Raw genomic sequence first — 25951 nt, 5'->3', positions numbered from 1 at the left:
GTTGCTGCATGCTGAGCGTGCTGTCCATTACCGCCCCCATTTTCATCCTGATTGGTCTGGGCTACCTGGCTGTCAAAAGCGGCATTATGCCCGCAGCTGCTGCCCCGGGCATGGGGCGTTTTGTACTCTATTTCAGCCTGCCGGCACTGATTTTCGGGACGCTGTCGCGCATGGAGTTCAGTGAGGTCATCGAGCCCAGCTATCTGCTGGTGTATGCCACCGCATCCCTGTTGGCACTGCTGATCGGCGTCACCCTGCACCGCAAACTGGTGGGCAATACGCTGCCGTTAAGCGGCGTAAAAGGCATGGGCATGGCCGTCTCCAACAGTGCCTTTATCGGCTATCCGGTGCTATTGCAGGTTTTTGGTGAGCCGCCCGCGCAGGCGTTTGCCATGTCATTGATGGTGGAGAATCTGCTGATCATTCCACTGGCACTGATCATTATCGAATCCGGTGGACGGGATGACGCCACCTCCAGACGCCAGCATTTCGCTGCCGTATTTGCCCGCGTGCTGAAGAATCCGCTGGTACTGGCCATCGGTGCCGGCATGCTGGTTTCACTACTTCAGCTGCCTATTCCCCAGGTCATCGACAAGACCCTCAGCATGCTGGCTCAGGCCTCGGCAGCGGTCGCGCTATTCAGTATCGGGGGGGTTCTGGTGGGTACTTCCATTCGAGGTAATGTCTCGGCTATTCCGGCAGTCGTAGCGGGCAAGTTGCTGCTGCATCCCTTGCTGGTGTTCCTGCTGCTGATGCTGGTACCGGGGATGGAACCGGACCTGAGGCTTTCCATGCTGCTGCTCGCCTCCATGCCCATGTTCAGCGTCTTCCCGATCATTGCCGGCAACTACGGTTTTGGCCAAACCAGCGCCAGCATTTTGATCATCACCACGCTGATGTCCTTCTTTACGCTGACACTGATGATTGGTTTGCTGACCTGAGGCGATCGATAAGGAAAGGGGTAACCGCCCTCGAATGAGGGCGGTGTGGAAAAATCAGGCCTGCGCCAATGCATACTGACGAGACTGCGCCGCCAGACGTATGTGCGCGTTAGCCTCACCATAGCGGTTATAGCCACCAGTACGCCGAAGCACTTCAAAGAACACCCCGTGGGTTTCCCGGGTGTAGAAGTGGAACAGCTCACCGCCCTCTTCGCTGCGATCATACAGCAGGTTGTGAGCTTTCAGTTTGGCCACAAACTCCGGCTCCAGAGCAAAACGCGCTTCGATATCGTCGTAGTAGTTGGCCGGAATCGGCAGCAGGTTCTCGGGCCCGGCACCGGCCGCTGCCTTGAAGATATCCTCGCATTCGAAGGCAACCTGCTGGAAGCCCGACCCCTTGGAACGCTGAATAAAGCGCTGCGGCGATGCCTCACGGGCGTCTGTCATGTTGATCGGAATACGCACCAGGCCGTTGGCGCTTTTAGCGGTGCGGCTGACCACCAGACCAAAGATGTCGGGCAGGTCCTGGCTGGGTTCAATATCAAAATCAAACAGGGATTTGTAGAAAAACGAGGCTGACAGGAAGTCGGTTTTGGCGACTGATTGCCCCATATGGTCAATGCGCTGCAGCCCCAACTGTTCCTGCTCAGCTTCAACCGGAACAAAGTCGATATCGAAGAAGCGGTAAGCGCCGTTACGCTCGACGAAATACACCAGGCTGTCACCCACGCCTCGAATCGCCGGTATATTCAACTCACCGGGGCCGGCCTGATGCTCAAAGCGCTGCAGGTGATAGCGGTCGGCACGGGCCAGGGTCGACTTGAGATCGCTGCTGGCGAAAGCAAGTGCACAGACGGACACTCCGTGACGCTGGAAGTGCTCATGTGCCTGACTCTCCGGCTCGCGGTTGAGGATCAGGTTGATGTCACCCTGACGCATGAGGCTGACGTTTTTCGAGCGATGGCGATGAGTTTCCCGAAAGCCCAGCTGGTTAAGCAGGCCGATCAGCTCTTCTCCCGTGTCGCCTTCAACGGCGAACTCCACGAATTCGATATCGGTGATTTCGCTGGCCTGCTCCGGCTCTTTCTGTGTCGCCTGCTCCTGCAGCCAGATCATCGAGCGCATGCCGTCAACCGCCTTCTCTTTCGCCGACGAAGAGCGGAACTCATCATTGAAGATTTCATGCGACAGGTAGTCGTCGAAGCCCTTTTCCTGCAGACAACGCACAAAATCCACCACCGGCAGATCACCCTGGCCGGGGAAGCAGCGGAAGTGACGGCTGTACTGGAGCACATCCATCTGCATGATCGGTGCATCGGCAATCTGTACCAGTGCAATCTTATCCACCGGGATTTCATCCCGGAGGCAATCCAGAGTATTACCGCGGGCAAACATGTGGAAGGTATCCAGATTGATCCCCAGATTGGGGTGGCCGGCACGTTTGACCAGATCCCAGGCATCCTCATAGTCGGCTATGAAGCGCCCCCAGGCCAGAGCCTCATACCCCAGTGTCAGCCCTTCCTGAGCCGCCATGTCCGCCAGTGCATGCAGATCGGCTGCACACTGGTCGCGGTCCCCGCTGGCATGAGGTGACACGTTACTGCACATCAGCAGGCGCGAGGTGCCCAGCTCATGAGCCAGGGTAAACTTGCGCTGCAGATAGCTGAATTTCTGACTGCGGTAGGGCTCAGGCATGCCTTCCATATCGCGGAATGGCTGCAAAGCGATGATCTCCAGCCCCAGCCCTTCAGCCATACGCCGAACATCGGCTAGCGAGCCTTCATATTGCAGCAGGTCATTTTCAAAGATTTCGACGCCCTGGAATCCGGCCGCCGCAGCAGCTTCCAGTTTGGCTGGCAAGGTGCCGGACAGGGTTACTGTCGCCAGTGCAGTTTTCATTGTTTGCTACCCCGATTGTGCAGATGCTCACCAGCCTGCCGTCCTTTGGTCAGCCGCTGGCATCTTGTTTTAATTATCTGACAAAACCAATAATACCCTATATTTTTATAAATCATAGGATGAAAATACATCGATTGCACTCAGACAAACAGCGGCACCCAGTAGCGCCTGCCTGGTGGCGGTATGTGGATAACTCAGTGTTGTGTACAGGGTGAAACAGCCCAAGCAGGCACGCGACAGACGACCACTCGCCAGAGCGGTCTGCATGTTCGAAATAGCGATAAATCAGCTACAGGAGAGGGAGCCAGCCTTGAACAGGCTTATACGGGGACTTGACTGCCCTTGCGGATATGGGCTTCCAGCGCTTCAACAGCGCCTTCGACATCGTCATTGACCAGACCGTCCAGCAGAGCACGATGTTCATCGGCGACTTCCTGACCACGGAAGGGGCGCTTCTTCAGCGCCAACAGCTGATAGCGCATGAACTGCTCCAACACGGAGGCGTGATAGCGGATTAGCTGGTTGGAGCCACAGTTGGATACAATCGCCATGTGAAAGTCACGGTCGACCCTTTCCCATTCGCTGACATTGACTGTCTCGTCTTCCATCATCAGCTTTTCCATGCAGCTGAGTCGGTAGTGAGCGCTGATGAGGTGTGCTTTCCATTCCACCGGATTGCCGGTATCAGCGTTGGCAAAGGACTTGCGCAGTCCCAGCGTTTCCAGCACCACACGCAGCTCGATCAACTCTTCCAGATCGGCAACGGATACCGGCTTAACCTTGAAGCCTTTCTGCTCTTCAACAACGACAAAGCCATCGGATACCAGGCGCATCAGGGTCTCGCGCAGAGTATTCACACTCACGCTGTAGCGTGACTTGAGCGCATTCAGCTTGAGCTTCTCACCCGGCATCAGGCTACCGCTCATGATGTCATTGCGTAACTGCTCGTACGCTGACTGCCCTACAAGTTTGCGATCAAGGTCGCTGTTCATACTCTGTCCTGCAAAATGAATGTCACCAACCGGCAGTATGTTACTACATCAGGCCCAGCGTCGCGCCACCTTTGCCGGAACAGCGCCATAGCTCATATAAAAAAGGGGTGTACCTGCCACCCCAAGCAACCAACATTGCAACCGATACACGTTGGCTTGAACACCGCAAAACCTCTACATCAGCCGAACAGCGCACTCTTGATATCAAAACGCGCCTTGAAAGGCTCCAGTACGCGTGCCGGATCAACCTTCATATCGGCAAAAATTTCGAACGCATCCAGCCCCTGGAAAAAGAACAGGTCGAACCCCGTGACCAGTTCAAGACCGGCCGCCTTGGCAGCCACCAGAAACGGCGTATCCAGCGGCGTGTAGACCGCATCGAAGGCCCAGTGCTGTCCCTGAATGTACTCGGCAGGCAGCGGAATGCCCGGCGTCTTGTAGTGACCAATCGGCGTACAGTTGATCAGCCCGTCTGCCTGCCGTGCCGCCTGCTCCAGTTTATCGTCGCTGACGGCAAGGGCCTTGATACCGGCTGCACAGAGCGCTGCGGCCAGGGATTCGGCCCCTTCATGGCTGAGGTCATACACCGCAATTTCCGTGGCGCCCAGCTCCAGCAATGCAAAGGCCACCGCCCGCCCGACACCTCCTGCGCCCAGCAGAAGCACTGAGCCGGCAGCCTTATCGCCCATGCGCGCCTGATAGCCACGGATGAAACCTGTGTAGTCGGTATTGCCGGCAAACAGCTGCTCGCCAAAGGCCAGCGTGTTGGTGGATCCTACCCGCTGCACCGCTTTATTCATCTCCTGTGCATGGCTGACGGCAATCTGTTTGTAGGGAAAGGTGACATTACAGCCACGGTAACCGGCCTGTTGCAGCTCCCGTAGTGTGTCAGCAAAGGCTTCAGGGCTGGCATCTTTGGGTTCATGCAGTGCATAGCTCACCTCCAGTCCATGCAACTCACCCAGCATGGTATGCAGGGCGGGCGCTCGGGATTGAGCAATGGACTGCCCGATCAGGCCAAGCTTCAACATGTTTGTGTCTCCATCATGCATGCGGCAGTCCCCTTACAGCCTGTAGCAGGGCTGTCCGCTTATTATTCTGTTGTGGGCCTGGCCTCTCGGATGTACGGAAAGACACTCACCCGGCCCATTTATAGGATATTTATAAAATCATCCTATAATTTTACACTCAATGACAACTGCTTTTTTTCAACCAATTCCGTGTCAGAGCTACATTTTTCCCGCAAAAAACCGCTTAAAATCGCAAAATTGCTGACAAAATTTGGACTTATGGCCTATTAGTAGTTAATTAGGCAAAGGAAAAACACGTAAAAGTATAGGATATTTTTCTTTTAACCCCATAATATTGACCTCACCCAATCCTGTTGCTAGCCTCCAACCTATCGATTCGGACAGTTGATCGACCCAAAACAACAATCAGCAGGCATACCTGCCCAACAAACAGAGATGGAACGAAGCATGAAAATTTCCACAACAAAAATAAAACTGGGACTTGCGGCTGCGGTCGCTGCTATCTCCTTCCAGGCACAGGCTGCCGATCTAACCCTCACCCTGGGCCATGTTGATCCTCAGGAATGGACCTCCTCCAAGAAAGGCGCTGCTGCTCAGGTGTTCAAAAACCTGGTCGAAGCCGAAAGTGGCGGTCGTATTGAGGTGAATGTTTACCCGGCCGGTCAGCTCGGCGGTGAAACCGAACTGCTGCAGTCCGCACAGGACGGAACACTGAGCATGGCCATGGTGTCCGGTGCCTTTTCAAAGCTTTGCGCGGAAGCTGCCGTACTGGAGATTCCCTACCTGTTCCCGTCTGCGCCTGTCGCCTGGGAAGTACTGGATGGTGAATTCGGCAAAAACCTGAGCCAGCACTGCCAGAGCAAAACCGGCCTGCGCACCCTGGCCTACGGTGAAACCGGTTTCCGCAACTTCACCAACTCCAAGCGCCCGATCAAAACTCCGGCCGACCTGGATGGTCTCAAAATTCGCGTGATGACTACGCCGCTGTACGTGGAAATGGTCAAAGCCATGGGCGGTGAGCCCACACCGATCGCCTGGCCTGAAGTGCCATCAGCGCTGACAACCGGCGTTGTTGATGGTCAGGAAAACCCGGTCGGCGTTATCTACAACGCCAAGTTCTATGAAATGCAGGACTACCTGACCCTGGACGGCCACGTGTACGGCACTGACTTCCTGGTCATCAACGATGACATCTATCAGGGCCTGTCCGATGCTGATCGCGCCATCGTGGACCGCGCCTCCAAGGTTGCCGGCACCGTAGGCCGTGCCATCCAGCAGTTCAACTCTGCCGAAGGCCTGTCCAAACTGGCAGCTGAAGGCATGGAGATCACCTCGCTGACGGCTGACCAGATGGCCCAGTTCCGTCAGGCCGCTCAGCCCGCCGTTATCGAATGGTTGAAAGGCGAGATCGACAGCAGCTGGATCGATAAAGCCCAGAACGCCGTCAAGGCCGCTGAATCCAACTAAACTTCCAGCCACAGGAAGTAATTAACAAAAACCGGGGATGGAACCCCATCCATTCCCGGTTTTTTGACGCCCTATTATGTGTTGGATAGTCCGATGAAACTTCTATATTCCAAGCTGCTGGCCTGGCTGACAGGGGGCTCTCTGTTCATCGTCTTTGCCGTAGTGCTGTGCAGCAGCCTGTCCCGCTACCTGCTTAACTACCCGATTCAATGGAGTGAAGAAGTTGCCCGCTACGCCATGATCTATGGCGCCATGTTCGGCACGATTCTGTGTTACCTGCAGGATTTGCATATCAAATTCGGCTTTCTGGAGCACAGCGTACCGCCCTTTGTGAAGCGCCTACTCCATTTGGCATCAGACCTGATTGCACTGGGAACCGGCATTATCGTGGCCTGGTCCGGCTATCAGTTTGTGCTCAAGCGCGGCGGTATCGATGCGCCCGGCACCGGACTCCCCATGAGCCTGTTCCAGTCCGCCATGATTGTCGCCGGCGTGGGCCTGGCCATTGCGGCACTGCTCAAGCTGCCCGACCACCTGCGCGCCAAGCAAGCACAGAGCGAAGAATGATATGACCGGTTTTCTGATTCTCCTGTTTCTGCTGCTGATCGGCAGCCCCATTGCGTTTGCCATTCTGTTGGCAGTCACTGGCTACCTGACCCAGACACCTTTTCCCATCAGCCTGATCAGTCAGCGTCTGTTCTCCGGTCTGGATTCCTTTGCCATCCTCGCGATTCCCCTGTTTGTGCTGGCCGGCGAGTTGATGAACGAGAGCGGTATCACCGGTCGTATCATCAAGTTTGCCAATGCCTGTGTCGGTCACATGAAGGCGGGCCTTGCTCAGGTCAACATCTGGGCCTCGGTGATCTTCGCCGGCCTGTCCGGTTCCGCTGTTGCCGACACCTCGGCACTGGGCCGTATCTTCATCCCCGAGATGGAAAAAGAGGGCTATCCGCGTGACTTCGCCGCAGCCCTGACCGCCGCTTCATCCGTGATCGGGCCCATGATTCCGCCCAGTATTCCGGTCATTATCTATGCCCTGATCACGTCGGGCGTGTCCGTGCCGGCGCTGTTCCTGGCCGGTGTAGTACCGGGGTTGCTGCTGGCCGTCGGCCTGTCCATCTATGTCCGTATCAAGGCTGCCCACTATGCGCCTCAGCATCCGCGCATGCCGTTCAAGCAACGTCTGATCGCACTCAAGGACGCCTGGATTCCGCTGTTCATGCCGATCTTCATTGTCGGCTCAATCCTCACCGGTATCGTGACACCGACAGAAGCGGCTGCACTGGCGGCAGGCTACGCCCTCTTTGCCGGCATGTTCATTCTGAAAAGCCTGCATCTGAACCAGCTGCCGAGCATTTTTGTGCGGGCCATGCGTGACTCCTCGGTGATTCTGATCATCATCGCGGTGATCTCCGTGGCCAACTGGCTGCTGACCTTCTCGCAGGTACCGCAGAAAGTCAGTGAGATCGTGCTGGAGCAGGTCTCGAGCCCCTGGATGTTCCTGCTGGCGGTAAACATGATTCTGCTGGTGATCGGGCTGTTCCTGGAAGGGATTGCCGCCATGCTGATTCTGCTGCCGATCCTGCACCCAATCGCCATGCAGCTGGGGCTGGACCCGGTTCATTTCGGCATTGTGGTGATTTTCAACCTGATGATAGGCTTGGTCACGCCGCCCATGGGGATATGTCTGTTCGTGTCGAACTCCATCGCCAATGTGGGGGTTGGTGCCATCTCCAGGAAGATCATGCCGCTGTTCCTGGTTGAACTGGCCGTTCTGGCAATTGTCACCTTCATCCCCGACACCGTAACCTTCCTGCCACGTCTGTTTGGTTATTAACTTGGAGATCGGATTTTGAGCAAGCTGATTTATGTGTTGAACGGCCCCAATCTGAACCTGCTGGGCAAGCGCCAGCCGGAAATTTATGGCCATGAAACCCTGGCCGATGTGCAGAAGCGCATGGAAGAAAAAGGGGATGCACTCGGATTGGAGATTGCGTTTTTCCAGAGCAATCACGAAGGAGAGCTGGTGGATATTATTCACCAGGCTCGTGAGCAGGCCGCCGGTATTGTGATCAACCCGGCCGCCTATAGTCACACCTCAGTGGCTATTCTGGATGCTCTCAACACCTTTGAAGGTCCGGTGGTAGAGGTGCATATCTCCAATATCCACAAGCGTGAAGCCTTCCGCCATCACTCCTATGTTTCCAGCCGTGCCGAAGGCGTGATTGCCGGTCTGGGTACGCTGGGCTACGTATTGGCACTGGACTATTTCGCGCAGTAAACAGAGCTTCCGAAAGCCCCACCTTCCAGGCCCCGTCGACAGGCAACTGTCACGGGGCCTTTTCTATTAGGACTGTTCCCTTTCCCACGTCCCTCAAGTGTTCAAAAAGTACCGGCAAGCGTTGCTTTATTCCATTCATCGTCTGACCACTATCCCCGATCATGAAGGCCATACGCGATTCATATTAACCAAGAATAAGAGAACGCCATGAAGACGATTCAGACTCAGGTTGCCATCATTGGTGCAGGCCCTTCCGGTCTGCTGTTGGGACAGCTGCTGGCACGCAAGGGTATCAGCAATATCATTCTGGAACGCGTGACCGGGGACTATGTGCTGGGCCGTATCCGCGCCGGTATTCTGGAGCAGGGTTTCGCCGACCTGGTGCGTGAAGCCGGTGTCGCCGAGCGCATGGATGCCGAAGGGCATGTCCACGAAGGCGTGGAGCTGGTGGTGGACGGCACGCGCACCCGCATCGATCTGAAAGAACTCACCGGCGGTGATGTGGTGGTGTGCTATGGACAGGTAGAGATCACGCGCGACCTGATGGAAGCACGTCAGGCAGCCGAACTGGATACCTATTACGAAGCTGCCCAGGTTCAGCCCCATGACGTCAAAAGCGATCAACCATTTGTCACTTTTGAGCACAACGGCGAAGAGTACCGTCTGGACTGCGACTTCATTGCCGGGTGTGACGGCTTCCATGGTGTATCCCGCCAGACCATCCCGGAAGATGTGCGTACCGAGTTTGAACGCGTCTACCCCTTCGGCTGGCTGGGCCTGCTGGCTGACACTCCGCCCTGCCACGATGAACTGATCTACGCCAAGAGCGAACGCGGCTTCGCCCTGGCCAGCCAGCGCTCGACTACACGCTCGCGTTATTACCTGCAGGTGCATCTGACCGACAAGGCTGAAGACTGGTCGGATGACGACTTCTGGAACGAGCTTAAGAAACGCTTGCCTGAAGAAATTGCGGCTAAACTGGTGACCGGTCCCAGTCTGGAAAAAAGCATCGCCCCACTGCGCTCCTTTGTCTGTGAGCCCATGCAGTACGGCAACCTGTTTCTGGTCGGCGATGCTGCACATATTGTCCCGCCCACCGGAGCCAAGGGGTTGAACCTGGCCGCGTCGGACGTGGCTACCCTGTACAAGATTCTGACCCGCGTGTACGAAACCGGTGATCATCGCTATATCGAGCAGTATTCCGAGATCGCCCTGCGCCGGGTTTGGAACGGTGAGCGCTTCAGCTGGTGGATGACCAATATGATGCACGACTTCGGCACCGAGGTGAGTAACAACGGGCTGGAAGGCCAGATGTTCGGCCGCTTCATGACCTCAGAAATCGATTACTACCTGAACTCAGAACACGGTCGCAAGGTGATCGCCGAGCAGTATGTGGGTCTGCCCTACGAAGAACTGAAAGAGTATTGAAGCTCTTCAGCTCCCGATATGAAAAGGCCGGATGCGAAATGCTCCGGCCTTTTTCGTAGTATCACACAGGAGTCTAATCAGGCGTCCAGCAGGACCCTGCTGAAGAAGTTGGCCACCCCGGCATAATCGTCCAGTGGCAATACTTCTGCTACATACTGATCGGGTCGCACGATCAGGACGCAGCCTTTCTCCCTGTCGATGCCGCGCATCTCATAAATGTTCATGCCACCACCCGATGACGACGGTCGGTTATCCACCGTGAACACCTTTTCATGGTCACGCAGCCCGTACTTGCCTTTCTCAGGCGTCAGCAGCGGATGCAGACTGCCGGTTTCAATAGTCTGATGATGCGACTGGAAAATCGCCCGCACATCGATCACCGCATCCTGCTCCGCATTCGCGGGCGTGTGCTTCCTCAGCGGTGAGCGCTCATCCCTGTCCAGAAACTCACAGAGTGCCTTCACGCCACAGTTATCTGACATGGGCTCGGTACTACCGGCAAAGGCGTAGAGACGATAGGCACCATCAGCCAGATGACAGTGTCCCAGTTGCACCGGTTTGGCATCCGCCAGGCGCACAACAGGGGCCGAATGGAAGCGCTTACCAACCGTAAAGCCCTTGGCCAACGCCTGATGCTGCCCTTCACCGACCATAATGGAAGGACGGTACTGGATGGAGACGCCGGCGGTGTATTCGCCAAACAGCTGAAAATAGCGCTGAAACTCTTCCGGATCGACACCGTCCGGGTTTTCGGCCGATCTGGGTTTGGCACTGAACATACGCGAGAACTCGCGATCAAAATCGATCAGTGCCTGGCCGTATTCACGACGCTCATCGGAGTAGGTTTTCAGAATTGACTCATCCGCACGACCGGTGAGCACATGCGCAAGCTTCCAGCCCAGGTTCCAGGTATCCATCACCGAGGTATTCAGCCCCTGTCCCGCTTTAGGGCTGTGGGTGTGGCAGGCATCCCCGGCCAGAAATACGCGAGCCGCGCGGGTATCGGTAGAGTCATCAAACGCAGTGGTAATGCGCTGACCTATCTCGTACACGCTCCACCAGGCCACCTCTTTTACATCGATACTGTAGGGCTGGAGGATACGGTTGGCGGCTGCGATCAGCACCTCGGGGGTCATCTGATCACGGGCCACACGCTCGCCTGCTTTCAGTTTGTCCAGCTCGATATAGATACGCACCATGTAACCGCCTTCACGCGGAATGATCAGCATATTGCCTTCATGACTGGAATGGATCAGCGATTTAAGACGAATATCCGGGAAGTCGGTGTTCAGTAGCACATCCATCACGCCCCAGGCCTGATTCAGTGCATCACCCACCAGCTCCTTGCCAATGGCCGTTCGGACATTGGAGCGAGCGCCATCACAGCCCACCACATAGTGGGCTTTGACGGTTTCAATCTCCTGCGAGTACTGGGAGTAGTTCACCAGCCGTTCGACTCGCGCCGTCACCGGGTAGTCCCCAGCATCGGGATTAACCTCCAGTTCCAGCAGTTTGCGCTGGTAATGGGGCTCCACCTTACCGGGGTTTTGACGCATCACATCCAGAAACATGTCGTGCACACGGGCCTGGTTGATGATCAGGTGCGGCATTTCCGACAGGTCATCGGCCACATCCTGCACCTTGCTGCTGCGTACAATATGGCCGGGCTGATCAACATCGGGTTTCCAGAACGCCGCTTCATTCACCTGATAGGCTTCCTGGATGATTTGATCAGCAAAGCCGTACGCCTGGAACATCTCCATCGTACGACAGGCGATGCCATCGGCCTGTCCAACCAATAGCCTGTCGTCCTTCTGATCAATAATGGCCACCTGGATACCGGCAAATTTGGTCAGCTGTGCCGCCAGATTCAACCCGGCCGGGCCACAGCCCACGATCAACACATCCACCTTTTCCGGCAAGGGACGCTTAATCGGCGGAGGAACAACTCGGTCCTGAGGGTCGGAAAAACGCGGGTCGCCTGGGTAGAAACCATCAACGTGAAACTGCATGGGATACTCTCCTCTCATTATTATGGGAAAGACTTTAAACAGTTTCAGATATCAGCAAAAATAGGTTTTTATACCCAGATAAAAAGAATTTGCATACATGAACCCCAACCTGTTGAAACAACTGGCGATTGTCGTGAAACAGGGGTCGATCAGTCGTGCCTCTGAGCACCTCTATGTGACCCAACCGACACTGACCCGCAGTATCAAGCAGCTGGAAGCGAAAGTGGGCGCTCCCTTACTCACCCGTTCCCGTTACGGCGTGGAACCCACCGAAATCGGTGCGCGGCTGGCCCGGATCGGTGAACGCATTCTGGCTGAATCCGATCATGGCGACGAAGTGATCCGGCAATGGCACAGTGGCTACCATCAGGAGTTCGTGATCGGGATCGACCCGCTCTGGGAGTTCGCGGCAGTAGAGGAGATGACCTCCGCACTTCTGCAGGAAAGCCGCTACGTGTTTCACCTGAGGACGGCATCTGCGGCCACCCAGATCCAGTTGCTGCAAGCGGGAAAGCTGGATTTCCTGATTTCTCATGCCCACCTGTCCGTATCCCAGGGGCGATTGAATCGTGACATCCTGTTCCGGGATCGCACCGGTGTATTTGCCGGCCGCAAGAACAAGCTTGTAAGTACTCACACACCGGTAGACGCCACCCAGTTGGCAGAACACAACTGGATGATTGCGGGCGCCAGCGCTGGCTTCCTCGATACTCAAGAGAACCTGACCGCCCCCCTGCCGGCACGCATGGCACTGACCGGCAGCATCCACTCGGTGCTGCACCTGCTGAATACCACCGACCTGTTGGTGCGCTTGCCGGCACGCCTGACCTTGATGACCGGCCGGGTATCACCGGAGCAACTGCTGCAAGTGGACGGCCAGCCCGGCCCCCGGCGTGACCTGGCACTCTGGTCCCGCATCGACCGAGAGGAACGGCCTGAAATGCTGAAAGTGCGCCACATTATCAGCGAGCTTATGCGCCAGCTGGATCGGGATAAACCCACCTACGGGCTTTCGCTTTAGGCTTGTGATCGGATATGGAACTGTCGTGAAATGGTAATGACTTGCAGCCAAGGCTGTGCGACGCTCTACGACTCGCTTGATCCTAACTGCTGATGTTCAAGGACAGACTTATGACGCATACACTCAGCGATTTCCCCCTGCAAACCTACGACAAGCTGCGCTTTGCCGATACCGACAGTCAGGGACACGTGAACAGTGCCGTATTTTCCACCTTTCTGGAAACGGGCCGTGCCGAGATGCTCTACGATGCCGAAGCCCCGCTGGTGGCCGAGGGTGCCGTCTATGTGATCGCCAAACTGGACCTGCAGTTACTGGGTGAGGTCCGCTGGCCCGGACGTGTGGATATCGGCACAGGCGTTTTGAAAATCGGCAACAGCTCAATGACACTGTATCAACAGCTGTATCAGAACGAGCAGTGCGTCGCCACGGCTGAGACAATCATCGTGCAGATGAACGAAACAACACGCAAATCCCAGCCGCTATCATCTCAAGCCAAAGAGGCCCTGAGCCGGTTCCTGTTGACTCAGGCTTGAGCAAACGGCTTACCGCACACTTGCCCAGCCATAAAAAAACGCCGACTCTCAAGGAGCCGGCGTTTTGTTTTTGAGCTCACGCCAACCAGGGCAGATTTAGCTCAGATCAAAGCGATCCGCATTCATCACCTTGGTCCAGGCCGCGACGAAGTCCTTCACGAACTTCTCCTTGTTGTCGTCCTGAGCGTAAACCTCAGCGTAGGCGCGCAGGATTGAGTTGGAACCGAACACGAGATCGGCACGGGTGGCTGTCCATTTAACGGCGCCACTGTTGCGTTCGACAATCTCGTAGCTGTTCTTGCCGGTCGGCTTCCAGCTGTACTGCATGTCGGTCAGATTGACAAAGAAGTCATTGCTCAGCACGCCTTCCTGATCAGTGAACACACCGTGTTTGCTGCCACCATGGTTGGTGCCCAGCACGCGCATACCACCGACCAGTACAGTCATTTCCGGTGCGGTGAGGCCCATCAACTGGGTACGGTCCAGCATCATCTCTTCCGGGCTGACCACATAGTCGCCTTTCACCCAGTTGCGGAAGCCATCATGCAGCGGCTCCAGGTACTGGAAGGAATCGGCATCGGTCATCTCGTCTGTGGCATCACCACGACCCGGTGCGAAAGGTACCTTGATGCTGACACCTGCATCCTGAGCGGCTTTCTCAACCGCTGCTGTACCGCCCAGTACAATCAGGTCGGCCATGCTGACCGGCTTGCTCAAACCAGACTGCACACCTTCAAGCGCCTTGAGGACCTTGGCCAGGCGGGCAGGTTCGTTACCTTCCCAGTCTTTCTGCGGTGCCAGGCGAATACGACCACCGTTGGCGCCGCCGCGGAAGTCGGAACCACGGAAGGTACGCGCGCTGTCCCAGGCGGTTGCAACCAGTTCGCCCACACTGAGGCCAGTGGCCAGAATCTTGCCCTTGATGTCCTCTACTTCAGCGTCCGTCAGGGTGTAGTCCACAGCTGGGATCGGGTCCTGCCAGATCAGGTCTTCACTGGGCACATCAGCACCCAGGTAACGGCTTTTCGGCCCCATGTCACGGTGGGTCAGCTTGAACCAGGCGCGGGCAAAGACATCATCGAAATACTCGGGATCCTTGTAGAAACGCTCGGAAATTTTGCGGTATTCCAGATCCATTTTCAGTGCCATATCGGCATCGGTCATCATCGGCATGCAGCGGATGGAGGGGTCTTCCACATCCACCGGCATATCCTCTTCCTTGATATCCACAGGCTTCCACTGGTTGGCGCCCGCCGGGCTCTTGGTCAGCTCCCACTCGTGGTTGAGCAGCATATCGAAGTAACCATAGTCCCACTTGGTCGGCTCGCTGGTCCAGGCACCTTCAACCCCGCTGGTCACGGTGTTGCGGCCGATACCACGCCCCACCTTGTTGTTCCAGCCAAGGCCCTGTTCTTCTACGTCAGCGCCTTCAGGCTCAGGCCCCAGATCATCGGCATTACCGTTACCGTGTGCCTTACCCACTGTATGGCCACCGGCCGTCAGGGCCACGGTCTCTTCATCATTCATCGCCATACGCTCAAAGGTGACACGCATGTCCTGAGCGGTTTTCAGCGGGTCAGGGTTACCATCCACACCTTCGGGGTTAACGTAGATCAGGCCCATCATCACGGCTGCCAACGGGTTTTCCAGATCACGTTCACCGGAATAACGCGAGCCCTCACTGCCGGTCGGCGCCAGCCACTCTTTCTCGGAGCCCCAGTAGGTGTCTTTTTCCGGGTGCCAGATATCGGGGCGACCACCGGCGAAGCCGAAGGTTTTGAAGCCCATTGACTCATAGGCCATGTTACCGGCCAGGATGATCAAATCGGCCCAGGAGAGTTTGTTGCCGTATTTCTTCTTGATCGGCCACAGCAGGCGGCGCGCCTTGTCGAGGTTGCCGTTGTCCGGCCAGCTGTTGAGCGGAGCAAAACGCTGGTTGCCTGTACCACCACCGCCGCGACCGTCGGCCACACGGTAGGAACCCGCAGCGTGCCAGGCCATACGAATCATCAAACCACCGTAGTGCCCCCAGTCGGCCGGCCACCAGTCCTGGCTATCAGTCATCAGCGCCTTGAGGTCGTTCTTGACCGCTTCCAGGTCGAGCTTCTTGAATTCTTTTGCGTAGTCGAAGTCTTCGCCCAGAGGGTTTGTCTTGGTGTCATGCTGGTGGAGGATGTCCAGGTTGAGCGTATTCGGCCACCATTCCATATTATCGTTACCGCTGGCGGTGTTGCCGCCATGCATGAAAGGGCATTTACCTGTGTTGTTCTGGCTCATTTCCATTTCCTCTGCTTGTTATCCAAAGACTCACAAACCGGTGTTCATAAGTGCCTGATTACTCAGGACACACCGCTCTCAACCTTGAGTTGGACCTGTTGTGTTTTGGTTAGCTTCAGACTAGACGCTGGCTGTGGATTAGCCAAAGTGACATTTCTAATGGCAACGATAGGCAAGACCTATCGGGATGAATGCAAATCCAGTCGGCACATACCGACGCAAAGTTACTGGAGAAAGAAAGGTGTTATCCGGAAGGATGTTCCTGCTCAACCCGATTTCGCCCCGCATGCTTGGCGTTGTAAAGCGCCTGATCAGCCCCTCGTAGCAATGAATCGGCTGTCAGCACCTGTGACAAATCCCGGTTACACACCAGACCAACGCTAATGGTGATCTGGATGTGCTCACCATTTTCGGTCCTGATCTCCAGCTCACGAACACGCTGCAGCAAGCGTTCAGCCAGATTCAAAGCATCATCTGACTCCGTGTTTGGCACAATCACGGTGAATTCCTCACCACCATATCGGCCGATGCTATCGACCTTACGCAGTTCGTGCTGCAATGCCTGAGCGACTTCAACCAACACCTTGTCACCCTGAGCATGGCCAAAACGATCATTGACCTGCTTGAAGTGGTCCAGGTCGATCATCATCAATGCCAGCGGGGAAACAAAACACTGTGCCCGTTCGACCTCCTGATCCAGACGACTCATCAATTCTCGGCGACTCAACACACCGGTCAGATAGTCAGTTTCTACCAGGGACCTCAGTCGTTGTTGCACCGATTCACTGCCTACCAGGCGCTGCCAGAAGCCGAAGGTCAGGCTGGCCAACACAGACGCACACACCACCAGAACCGCCCAAACCCAGAGATGCATTTTATCCACACGTTCAAGCATGCCGTTAACCAGAGGGTCCATGCGTTTGGCATCACGGCTGAAGCTGATACCCCCGCGCAGGTCCCCTATTTTGTACCCCATCTGTTCATGGCAAGGCAGGCAGCTGTGGACAATATTGAGCCCTGCCATATAGCGATAACGGCCTTCAAACAACTCCACCCGCTCCAACTCTCCGCTTTGCTCCATCCAGCTCAGGGCAGAGCGCTCCCATTCATCCGGTGCATTGGTGGGGTTAAGCGGTTTCAGGCTGGTAATGCGCAGGGCCACATCCTGGCCCTCAAGCTGCTCCGATATCTGCCGCGTCATGTAAGCAGGGTTGATACGCGTCAGCTGGCGCCCATGGTTATCAGTGATGTCTCTATCCGGCAGGTGTAAATAGGGGTTGGGATGAATATCAGAGGACACGGGAACATAGACGCCTTCCGTATCAGCATTCCAGTGACGTGCTGCCCGAATCAACTCGAACGCCGCACGCCCCTGGGCCTGGAACACGGACAACCCCGCCCCTTCGAGCGCATTCCGATTCACCAGCCAGGAAAAGCCGACGATAAGGCTGCACAGCAGCACGACGATAAGGTTGATCAGGAACAGCTGGCGCAGTTGCATCCATTTCCCACTCTTGAAGACTCCTTAAAGAATATAAGGGTTTGTTCAGGCTTCAAGCATCTGGCGATCTGTTTTTTTCCTGCAATTGTCTGTTGATCACTAAACAGACAATTGCTTCACATGTTAACTCTATGTATAATACTAAGGTCTAACACACATTTTGGGGAGTGTTGTTATGAATCAGAAGCACTACACCGGTCTTGCCAATGAAGATCGTCGTATCCACCAGGAACTGGTGGCCATGGGTTACACGGATGCCGAGGCATCTGAAAGCCAGGGTGCTGTTGCCAAGCTGGTCAACCAGCTGACTGATCTGCTGACGTGGATGCGTTGGAAAGGTGAAGTCGGTGTTTATGGTTGCCGTATTGGCGCACCGCGTCACGTCTGCAAGGCGTAACGCACGATCTTCACTTCATGGTGTTGATTCCTTATCTGTTGTTTGTTGTTTGATGCCCACAGGTTCTGCCTGTGGGCATTTTTTTCGTCTGATGGTTACCTGCCCCTGAAATCCACCTGCACCTCTCTCGCGTAGATCTCATGTCCATGTGTGTGGAGTATCCCTGTGTCCCATCCCCGTTTGAGGTTGATTCTGGGTGATCAACTAAGCCTGAATATAAGCAGCCTGAAAGATATCGATCCCGAGCAGGATCTGATTCTGATGTGTGAGCTGCACAGCGAAGCAACCTATGTTGCGCATCATAAGAAGAAGCTCGTTCTGGTGCTGGCAGCCATGCGGCACTTTGCCAAGACGCTGAAGGAAAAAGGCTATCGCGTCTGCTATCGACGCCTGGACGATACGGATCGAGATTCTGACTTTACCCGGGAAGTTGAGCATATTCTCAACACCTCCGGCTGCCGCCACTGTGTCATCACCAAACCTGGCGAATACAGATTGCTGCAACAGTTTCAGCAGTGGCAACAAAACTCTGATGCACATATTGAACTGCGCGAAGATGACCGTTTTCTGTCCTCAACAGACGATTTCAGAGACTGGGCCCAGGGCAGGCGTCAGCTGCGGATGGAGTACTTTTACCGCAACCTGCGCAAGCGCTACGGTATTCTGATGCATGAGGGCAAACCCGTGGGTGGGCAATGGAATTTCGACAGCTCCAACCGCAAGGCCATGCCCGCAGGCCTGACACCACCCGCCCCCGCCCGTTTTGAGCCTGACAGCATCACCCAAAACGTTATCGACCTGATTCAGACAGGCTTTCCCGACCACTTTGGAGAGCTGGATGACTTTCACTATGCCGTCACCCGCGCCCAGGCACTTGAGGTACTGGACCAGTTCATCCTTGAACGCCTGCCCCTGTTTGGTGACTACCAGGACGCCATGCGCCAGCAGGATCCCTGGTTGTTTCATTCCCATCTGAGTTTCTATATCAATCTGGGTTTACTGGACCCTCGTGAGGTGATCGAAGCGGCTGAAAAGGCTTATCAACAGGAAAAGGCGCCTCTTAACGCCGTTGAGGGGTTTATCCGCCAGATTCTGGGCTGGCGTGAGTATGTGCGTGGCCTCTATTGGCTACAGATGCCGGCATATAAAGAAGGCAACTACCTGAATGCCGACCGCCCCCTGCCCGGACTCTATTGGGGGCAAACCACCGCGATGAACTGCCTGCACCAATGTGTTGAGGATACCCGTCGCCATGCCTATGCCCATCATATCCAGCGGCTGATGGTGCTGGGTAACTTCGCCCTGCTGGTAGGGGCCAACCCCGCGGAGGTGAATGAGTGGTATCTGCTGGTCTATGCCGATGCCTATGAATGGGTGGAGCTGCCCAACGTGCAGGGCATGATCCTGTTTGCCGATGGTGGCCTGATGGCCAGCAAACCCTATGCAGCCAGCGGTGCCTATATCAACCGCATGTCGGACTATTGCCAACACTGCCGCTACGACGTGAAACAGAAAACGGGTGCCAAAGCCTGCCCTTTCAATTATCTGTACTGGGATTTTCTGGCACGTAACCGTGAACAGCTGGAACAGAATCCGCGCTTGGGGCTGGCCTACCGCAATCTGAACAAGATGTCAGACGATGCCAGGGAAGCCATCCAGGAAAGTGCGCGTATTTTTCTGCAGCAGCTGGACTGAATCAGCGAAGCAAGCTGCCCAGTGAACCGGGCGGCAGGGTATCAAGGGGTTGCTTACGGTACTTGAGCAATTGTGACTGGCGTAACTTTTCCGCCGGCTCCAGTGGTAGCCGGTCCGTGAGTCGCAGATAGCGGTCCACCATGCGGAAACGCTCGTCGCGCTTGCTGGCATTATCCCGCGCCGCTTCAAGGAAAAGCTGGGCCAGATTCAACAGTGCCGGCACATTGCCCGGATCATATTCGATAGCCAGGCCAAAATAGCGGATCGCCTGAGACAACTTGCCAGCCAGGTAGTGTTTAACGCCCAGACGGTTAACCTTGTCACTCATGGCATGGTCGCGACGCACACCACCCTTGGCTGCAGGCTCCTGAGTGGTTTCAGGCTCAAGCATGGGTACCTTGTCACCGGACAGCAGCAACTGCTCGCGATCCAGTTGCAGAGGCTGCTCAAGTGACTGGTTATGCTCATTGGCAACAGAGCGAAACTGCTGTGCCTGGGAAGCTTCTCCCAAGTCTTCACAGATCTTGGCTCGCAGCAGGTTGGAGCGCACCTTGAGCGTGTTATCCCTTGGGAAGGCAAATTCGGCGTTGTTCAGTACCGTGTCAAAGTCGTTACGCAGATCAATCTGACGACGGTTATCAGCATCCAGCATTTCCAGACGGCGAATATTCGCCAGACGCAGATAGGGTTCAGGAGAACGGTAGCAACTGCTGCGCCCCAACTGAATGGATTTGCGGTAGGCCCCTTCAGCCATATCCAGAACACGGGTTTGAGTCGCGACTCGCCCCAGCTCCATCTGGCGGGGAATCCCCAAGGGTGACTTGGACGTAGCTTGTTTCAGAATATCTCGCGCATCATCCAGGTCACCGTTTTTCTCATGCACCCTGGCCAGCAGGTCATAGGCCGAGATCAGCAACGGGAAGTTTTCGATCAGGCTACCCAACAGCTCTTTTGCTTCACTCAGCCGCTCCATAGCCGCCAAAGCTTCCGCCATCACCAGACCAATCTCCTTGTCCTGCGTCTGCCAGAACAGGGGTTCCAGCACCTCATAGGCTTCGTCGGGACGTTTCAACTGAATCAGCAGACTGGCTTTAAGGCGGCAGGCATAGTCGTAGTTACTGTCATGACGCGGGATATCGTCACAGGCGATAACGGCGCCTTCCAGGTCACCCACTTCGATGGACTGCTCTACCGGACGCAACACCTGCTTGCGCAGAACCAGCTGGTCAAGACGGCTTTTGAGTTCGTCGATGGTAAACGGTCGGGTCAACAGATCATCAGGACGGCTGTCGATGGCATGCAACACCACTTCCTGGGACGCATCACTGGTCATGAAGATCCAGCCGGCGGTAGGCCGGATATAGCCCCGGTAACGTGCCTCTTCGAGCAGTTGCATACCGGTCACCGAGTCGCTGCTGTTATGGCCCAGTAAGATAATGTCGTAGGAGGATTCCTGGATCAGCGTCAGCACCTTGTCGTTCACAGTGGTGGCAAGGAGATTTTTGACGCCCAGTTCACGCAGCATATAGTAGATGGTCGACCGCAGGTTACCGCTGCTATCGATCAGGAGTACGCTTTTATTAGAGTAATCGACTGTCCTGGACGCCACTGTGGCTGTTTACCTATTACCAAACGCTGGGAACCCTTCTCGGGCGGGGTTGGTAACAGTATACAGAGGGAGGTACGGGCGCAGAAGACTCGGGGAACACAAACAAAAAAACGCCGAGCATCGGGTGAGCATGCTCGGCATCAAAGACAGTTCTATGCTGTGGGTTCACTATAGAGAATCACCGGGTAGGCGTTTATGATGTCGATCAATTTTTGCGCTGCAACGAACTGACCCGCATCAATTAATACCAACGCCTAACACGCCTGCCTGCCGTTTTCCTCTAGAATGTCGACAATACGAGGAGAAGAATAAAGACAATGACTACGGCCCTGATTTCACACAAGGACTGCCAGCTGCATAACCTGGGTCCTGAACACCCGGACAGCCCCATTCGCCTGGCAGCAATTCACAAGGTGCTGGAACGTACTGGCCTGATTGACCAGCTGGACCAGATCACGGCGGTACCCGTTACCGAAGAACAGATCTCGCTGGCACACCATCAGCTGCACAGCAAGCGTCTGGATGCCCAGCAACCCGGCTCCGGCATTGTCTATACCGATGATGATACCGCCATGTGCCCTGACAGCATGAATGCTGCACGGCTTGCTGCCGGCGGCGTTATTCTGGCGGTTAACCGCGTGCTTGCCGGCAAGGCCGATAATGCCTTCTGTGCCGTGCGCCCACCCGGCCATCACGCCGAGTACAACCTCGCCATGGGGTTTTGCCTGTTCAACAATGTGGCCATTGGCGCTGCTCATGCACTGCAGCAGGCCGATATTCAACGTGTGGCCATCCTCGACTTTGATGTTCACCACTGCAACGGCACTGTGGATATCTTCAAGGACCGCCCCGAGGTACTGGTCTGCTCGACCTTCCAGCACCCTTATTACCCGGAGCGCTACCACCAGATCGACCGCCCCAACATCGTCAACTGCCCTATCGCAGCGCACACCGAGCCACATATTTTCCACCGCGCCGTGGAAGAACACTGGCTACCGGCACTGGATGCGCACAAACCGGACATGATTTTCATCTCCGCCGGTTTCGATGCGCATAAGGAAGACCCCATGGCCGACCTGAACCTGGATGAAGAGGACTACCGCCAGGTAACCAAGGTGATCAAGGCCGTGGCCGAGCGCCACTCACAGGGCCGCATCGTGTCCGTGCTGGAAGGAGGCTACAACCCGGTCGCACTGGCATTCAGTGTGCAGGCACACCTGGAAGTACTGGCCGGTTTCTGATCCGGCCTTTCTTTTCTTCTCGTTGCCGCCTGTAAACAGTCATAAAAAAACGGAGCCCTGGGGCTCCGTTTTTAGTTCAACTCTCTGTCGCTGTATCAGCCGACAAACTTGATCATCACACCTGCCGCAACCGCCGAGCCGATAACACCGGCCACGTTCGGACCCATGGCATGCATCAGCAGGAAGTTCTGCGGGTTGGCTTCAAGACCCAGCTTGTTGGAAACACGCGCGGCCATAGGCACTGCGGATACACCTGCTGAACCGATCAACGGGTTGATGGCGTTGCCGCCCTGCAGCTTGTTCAGGCCCTTGGCCATAAGTACACCACAGGCGGTACCGATACCGAAGGCAACAATACCCAGCACCAGAATACCCAGTGTCTGCACATCCAGGAATTTGTCAGCAGACAGCTTGGAGCCAACGGACAGACCCAGGAATATGGTGACGATGTTGATCAGTGCGTTCTGGGCGGTATCGCTCAGACGGTCCACAACACCACACTCACGCATCAGGTTACCGAAACAGAACATACCCAGCAGCGGTGCCGCATCCGGCAGCAGCATGGCTACCAGGATCAACAGCAGGATCGGGAACATGATCTTTTCGACCTTGGATACGTGACGCAGCTGGCTCATGCTGATCTTGCGCTCGGACTCGGTGGTCAGGGCACGCATGATCGGCGGCTGAATCAGCGGTACCAGCGCCATGTAGGAGTAAGCTGCCACAGCGATGGCACCCAGCAGGTGCGGAGACAGCAGGCTCGCCACATAGATCGCAGTCGGACCGTCAGCACCACCGATGATACCGATAGCCGCTGCGTCCTGAATGCTGAAGTCCAGAATGCCAAAGCTGCTCAATGCCACGGCACCCAGCACGGTAGCAAAGATACCGAACTGAGCGGCCGCGCCCAGGAACAGCGTCTTGGGATTAGCCAGCAGCGGACCGAAATCGGTCATGGCACCAACACCCATGAAGATGATCAGCGGAGCGGCACCAGAGGCTATGGCAACAGTATAGAAGTTGTACAGCATACCGTTGTTGTAGCCATTATCCTGCGCAACCAGACTGGCTGCAGCGTGGGTACTGGCATTGGAGTTGTGGTATGCATGCGCAAGCTCGTGCACGTCGGTGCTGTTGACACCCAGCACGCTGGCCAGGCCCTGCAGCACTTCCGGTTTGGCAAAGTGGATCGCATTTTCCACTGCCGACATCGCCAGACCCGCTTCCGGGATATTCGCCAGAATACCGCCGAAGCCGATCGGAACCAGCAGGAGCGGCTCAAAGTTCTTGCGGATAGCAAGAAAGAGCAGCACCAGACCAATAATCATCATGGTCAGCTGGCCGAAGGAGATATTGTATACCCCCGAGGCCAACCACAGATCGAGTAGCTTATCCATGCAGCTTTACCTTAGGCCAGGGTGACCAGAGAGTCACCGACCTGAACGGCATCACCCTCTTTCACGTCTACGGAGACCACAGTACCGGCGCGCGCGGCACGGACTTCAGTTTCCATCTTCATCGCTTCCAGGATGACCAGCACGTCGCCTTCCTGAACAGCCTGACCAGCAGCAACCTGAACCTTCCAGATATTACCGGCCAGCGGTGCACCCACAGGCTCACCAGAACCTGCTGCAGGTGCAGCTGCCGGAGCAGCGGCAGGCGCGGCAGCCGGAGCCGACTGAATGGAGGACACATCGCCGCCCTCAGTCACCTGAACCACATAGTTCTGGCCGTTAACGTTGATGGTGTAGACTTCCGGTCCATTGTTTTTCGGGGCTGCCATGGTTTTTGCGTCCTCAAGAGTCGGTACAGGTTCAAAGGCGTCAGGGTTACCGCGGTTTTCCAGGAATTTCAGGCCAATCTGCGGGAACAGTGCATAAGTGAGAACGTCGTCGATCTCATTGTCACCCTGTTCCAGCAGGATGCCTTTTTCACCGGCAATCTGCTTCAGTTCGGTGGTCAGTTTGTCGACCTCCGGCTGCAACTGATCGGCCGGACGGCAAGTCAGCGGTTCCTGACCATCCAGTACACGGGCCTGAAGCTCGGCATTGTAGGGCGCCGGTGCAGCACCGTATTCGCCTTTGAGAATACCCTGAACTTCTTTCGAAATGGTTTTGTAGCGCTCGCCCATCAGGACGTTAATAACTGCCTGAGTACCCACGATCTGGGACGTCGGTGTCACCAGCGGGATGTAACCCAGGTCTTCACGTACACGCGGGATCTCCGCCAGCACGTCATCAAACTTGTCGGCAGCGCCCTGCTCCTTGAGCTGGCTTTCCATGTTGGTCAGCATGCCACCCGGTACCTGAGCAACCAGGATACGGGAATCGGTGCCGCGCAGAGAGCCTTCAAACTTGGCGTACTTCTTACGCACTTCACGGAAGTAGGCTGCAATCTCTTCCAGCGCCAGCAGATCCAGACCGGTATCACGGTCGGTGCCCGCCAGAGCGGCAACCACGGACTCGGTCGCGGTGTGGCCGTAGGTCATGGACATGGAGGAGATGGCAGTGTCGACACGATCAACGCCGGCTTCAACGGCCTTGAGGATAGTCATGTCAGACAGGCCCGCTGTTGCATGAGCGTGGAACTGAACTTCCAGGCCGGTCTGCGCTTTCAGGCGGGAGATCAGGTCAAAAGCATTGTACGGCGTGAGAATACCGGACATGTCCTTGATGGCGATGGAGTCAGCGCCCAGATCTTCCAGACTCTTGGCGTAGTCGACCCATGTCTCGATCGTATGCACCGGACTGGTGGTGTAGGAGATAGTCCCCTGTGCATGCTTGCCGCAGTTTTTCACCGCCTTGATGGCACGGTCCAGGTTACGCGGATCGTTCATGGCATCAAAGATACGGAAAACATCAACGCCGTTGGTCGCAGCACGCTCAACAAACTTGTCGACAACATCGTCTGCATAGTGACGGTAGCCCAGCAGGTTCTGGCCACGTAGCAGCATCTGCTGTTTGGTGTTCGGCATTACGGCTTTCAATTCGCGGATGCGTGTCCAAGGGTCTTCGCCCAGGTAACGGATGCAGGAATCGAAGGTCGCGCCGCCCCAACTTTCCAGGGACCAGTAACCGATCTTGTCCAGTTTCTCGGCGATCGGAAGCATGTCATCGAGTCGCAGACGTGTCGCAAACAGAGACTGATGCGCGTCACGCAGTACGACGTCGGTGATGCCTAGCGGTTTTTTTACGTCGGACATGAGTTAGCCTTTATCTAGCAAAATGTTCTTGTTATTCAGCTGCGTTACTTGGAGCGGTACTTGTGTACCGCCGCTGTAATCGCGGCAACAATTTCATCGTTGTTGCTGGCTGCTCCACCGGCGGCTGCCGGCTGGGGACGAGGCTGGGGCGCCTTGGCGACCGGTTCTGGCAGAAACCGTGTGGCCAATCGCGACATAATGCCGGTTGCAAACACCAGCAACGTCAAGAAGACGAAGACGAAACCCATGCCGAAGGCCATTAGCGTAAGGCCTTCCGAGAACAGACTATCCATCTGTGGGTGCTCCTGTGTAGTTGAAACCCTTAAACCTGTCAGCGACTTTTGGCCGCACTCACCTCCTCTGGCATCAGAGATGAGTTACAGGCTGATGTTCTGACTCTGTGAGCAGGTTGGCTGATAGCTAT

At 55.9% G+C, this 25951-nt stretch carries 21 protein-coding genes; 11 read left to right on the top strand and 10 right to left on the bottom strand.

The features are described from left to right. Positions 1-8 precede the first annotated feature (8 nt). Positions 9-941 (top strand): AEC family transporter, encoded by a 933-nt coding sequence (locus O3C79_RS05315; RefSeq protein WP_494385090.1) that lies wholly within the window; start codon positions 9-11, stop codon positions 939-941. Positions 942-995: 54 nt separating this feature from the next. Here O3C79_RS05315 and O3C79_RS05310 read toward each other — a convergent pair whose 3' ends face one another. The 3 genes from O3C79_RS05310 to O3C79_RS05300 all read right to left on the bottom strand — a co-directional run bounded on the left by O3C79_RS05310 (position 996) and on the right by O3C79_RS05300 (position 4863). Further along, on the bottom strand, positions 996-2840 hold the full coding sequence (locus O3C79_RS05310) for a bifunctional sugar phosphate isomerase/epimerase/4-hydroxyphenylpyruvate dioxygenase family protein (RefSeq protein ID WP_494385089.1): 1845 nt from the start codon (positions 2838-2840) through the stop codon (positions 996-998). A gap of 320 nt (positions 2841-3160) precedes the next feature. Continuing rightward, positions 3161-3832, bottom strand: a complete 672-nt coding sequence (locus tag O3C79_RS05305) for a GntR family transcriptional regulator (RefSeq protein ID WP_494385088.1) — start codon at positions 3830-3832, stop codon at positions 3161-3163. Between the two features lie 179 nt (positions 3833-4011). Next, on the bottom strand, positions 4012-4863 hold the full coding sequence (locus O3C79_RS05300) for a shikimate dehydrogenase family protein (protein ID WP_494385087.1): 852 nt from the start codon (positions 4861-4863) through the stop codon (positions 4012-4014). A 447-nt stretch (positions 4864-5310) separates the two neighbouring features. On the opposite strand from O3C79_RS05300, the gene O3C79_RS05295 reads away from it, so the two are divergent. From O3C79_RS05295 to pobA, 5 genes are all read left to right on the top strand, one after another. Continuing rightward, positions 5311-6330, top strand: coding sequence for a DctP family TRAP transporter solute-binding subunit (locus O3C79_RS05295; RefSeq protein ID WP_076464579.1), 1020 nt, complete (start codon positions 5311-5313; stop codon positions 6328-6330). A gap of 93 nt (positions 6331-6423) precedes the next feature. After that, complete coding sequence (locus tag O3C79_RS05290; RefSeq protein ID WP_076464576.1) at positions 6424-6897, top strand: TRAP transporter small permease; 474 nt, start codon at positions 6424-6426, stop codon at positions 6895-6897. Position 6898: 1 nt separating this feature from the next. Then, positions 6899-8167 (top strand): TRAP transporter large permease, encoded by a 1269-nt coding sequence (locus O3C79_RS05285; RefSeq protein ID WP_076464574.1) that lies wholly within the window; start codon positions 6899-6901, stop codon positions 8165-8167. 15 nt (positions 8168-8182) lie between these two features. Then, positions 8183-8611 (top strand): type II 3-dehydroquinate dehydratase, encoded by a 429-nt coding sequence (aroQ, locus tag O3C79_RS05280; RefSeq protein ID WP_417533414.1) that lies wholly within the window; start codon positions 8183-8185, stop codon positions 8609-8611. Positions 8612-8827: 216 nt separating this feature from the next. Next, positions 8828-10039 carry a 4-hydroxybenzoate 3-monooxygenase gene (gene pobA, locus O3C79_RS05275; RefSeq protein ID WP_494385776.1) on the top strand — a complete coding sequence of 404 codons (1212 nt, stop codon included), beginning with the start codon at positions 8828-8830 and terminating at the stop codon, positions 10037-10039. A 77-nt stretch (positions 10040-10116) separates the two neighbouring features. Here the strand turns inward: pobA and O3C79_RS05270 are convergent, their stop codons facing one another. After that, on the bottom strand, positions 10117-12051 hold the full coding sequence (locus O3C79_RS05270) for an FAD-dependent monooxygenase (RefSeq protein ID WP_494385086.1): 1935 nt from the start codon (positions 12049-12051) through the stop codon (positions 10117-10119). 97 nt (positions 12052-12148) lie between these two features. Here O3C79_RS05270 and O3C79_RS05265 point away from each other — a divergent pair, with 97 nt between their 5' ends. Both O3C79_RS05265 and O3C79_RS05260 read left to right on the top strand, forming a co-directional pair. Further along, complete coding sequence (locus O3C79_RS05265; protein ID WP_494385085.1) at positions 12149-13072, top strand: LysR family transcriptional regulator; 924 nt, start codon at positions 12149-12151, stop codon at positions 13070-13072. A 110-nt stretch (positions 13073-13182) separates the two neighbouring features. Next, entirely contained in the window at positions 13183-13605 is a 423-nt protein-coding gene (locus tag O3C79_RS05260; protein ID WP_494385084.1) for an acyl-CoA thioesterase, read from the top strand. 96 nt (positions 13606-13701) lie between these two features. Here the strand turns inward: O3C79_RS05260 and katG are convergent, their stop codons facing one another. Further along, entirely contained in the window at positions 13702-15882 is a 2181-nt protein-coding gene (gene katG / locus O3C79_RS05255; protein ID WP_494385083.1) for a catalase/peroxidase HPI, read from the bottom strand. 244 nt (positions 15883-16126) lie between these two features. Beyond that, positions 16127-17383 carry a GGDEF domain-containing protein gene (locus tag O3C79_RS05250; RefSeq protein ID WP_494385082.1) on the bottom strand — a complete coding sequence of 419 codons (1257 nt, stop codon included), beginning with the start codon at positions 17381-17383 and terminating at the stop codon, positions 16127-16129. A gap of 175 nt (positions 17384-17558) precedes the next feature. Here O3C79_RS05250 and O3C79_RS05245 point away from each other — a divergent pair, with 175 nt between their 5' ends. Together O3C79_RS05245 and O3C79_RS05240 are read left to right on the top strand one after the other, a co-directional pair. Continuing rightward, entirely contained in the window at positions 17559-17780 is a 222-nt protein-coding gene (locus O3C79_RS05245; RefSeq protein ID WP_494385081.1) for a hypothetical protein, read from the top strand. A gap of 165 nt (positions 17781-17945) precedes the next feature. Continuing rightward, positions 17946-19475 (top strand): cryptochrome/photolyase family protein, encoded by a 1530-nt coding sequence (locus tag O3C79_RS05240; protein ID WP_494385080.1) that lies wholly within the window; start codon positions 17946-17948, stop codon positions 19473-19475. 1 nt (position 19476) lies between these two features. Here O3C79_RS05240 and O3C79_RS05235 read toward each other — a convergent pair whose 3' ends face one another. Beyond that, a complete protein-coding gene (locus O3C79_RS05235) occupies positions 19477-21084 on the bottom strand; it encodes a response regulator (protein ID WP_494385079.1) in 1608 nt (535 codons plus the stop codon). 317 nt (positions 21085-21401) lie between these two features. Here O3C79_RS05235 and O3C79_RS05230 point away from each other — a divergent pair, with 317 nt between their 5' ends. Continuing rightward, the gene (locus O3C79_RS05230; protein WP_494385078.1) at positions 21402-22325 is read left to right on the top strand and encodes a histone deacetylase family protein; all 924 of its coding nucleotides are present in this window, start codon (positions 21402-21404) and stop codon (positions 22323-22325) included. Positions 22326-22420: 95 nt separating this feature from the next. Here the strand turns inward: O3C79_RS05230 and O3C79_RS05225 are convergent, their stop codons facing one another. From O3C79_RS05225 to O3C79_RS05215, 3 genes are read right to left on the bottom strand one after another with little or no spacing between them, the layout of a single operon-like run. Then, a complete protein-coding gene (locus tag O3C79_RS05225; RefSeq protein ID WP_076464548.1) occupies positions 22421-23722 on the bottom strand; it encodes a sodium ion-translocating decarboxylase subunit beta in 1302 nt (433 codons plus the stop codon). Positions 23723-23733: 11 nt separating this feature from the next. Next, entirely contained in the window at positions 23734-25527 is a 1794-nt protein-coding gene (gene oadA / locus O3C79_RS05220; RefSeq protein ID WP_494385077.1) for a sodium-extruding oxaloacetate decarboxylase subunit alpha, read from the bottom strand. 44 nt (positions 25528-25571) lie between these two features. Further along, entirely contained in the window at positions 25572-25820 is a 249-nt protein-coding gene (locus tag O3C79_RS05215; RefSeq protein WP_010322725.1) for an OadG family protein, read from the bottom strand. Positions 25821-25951: the final 131 nt, after the last annotated feature.

Source organism: Marinobacterium sp. NO-S09 (genome assembly GCF_059179545.1).
This window is presented reverse-complemented; position numbering and strand designations above follow the sequence as displayed.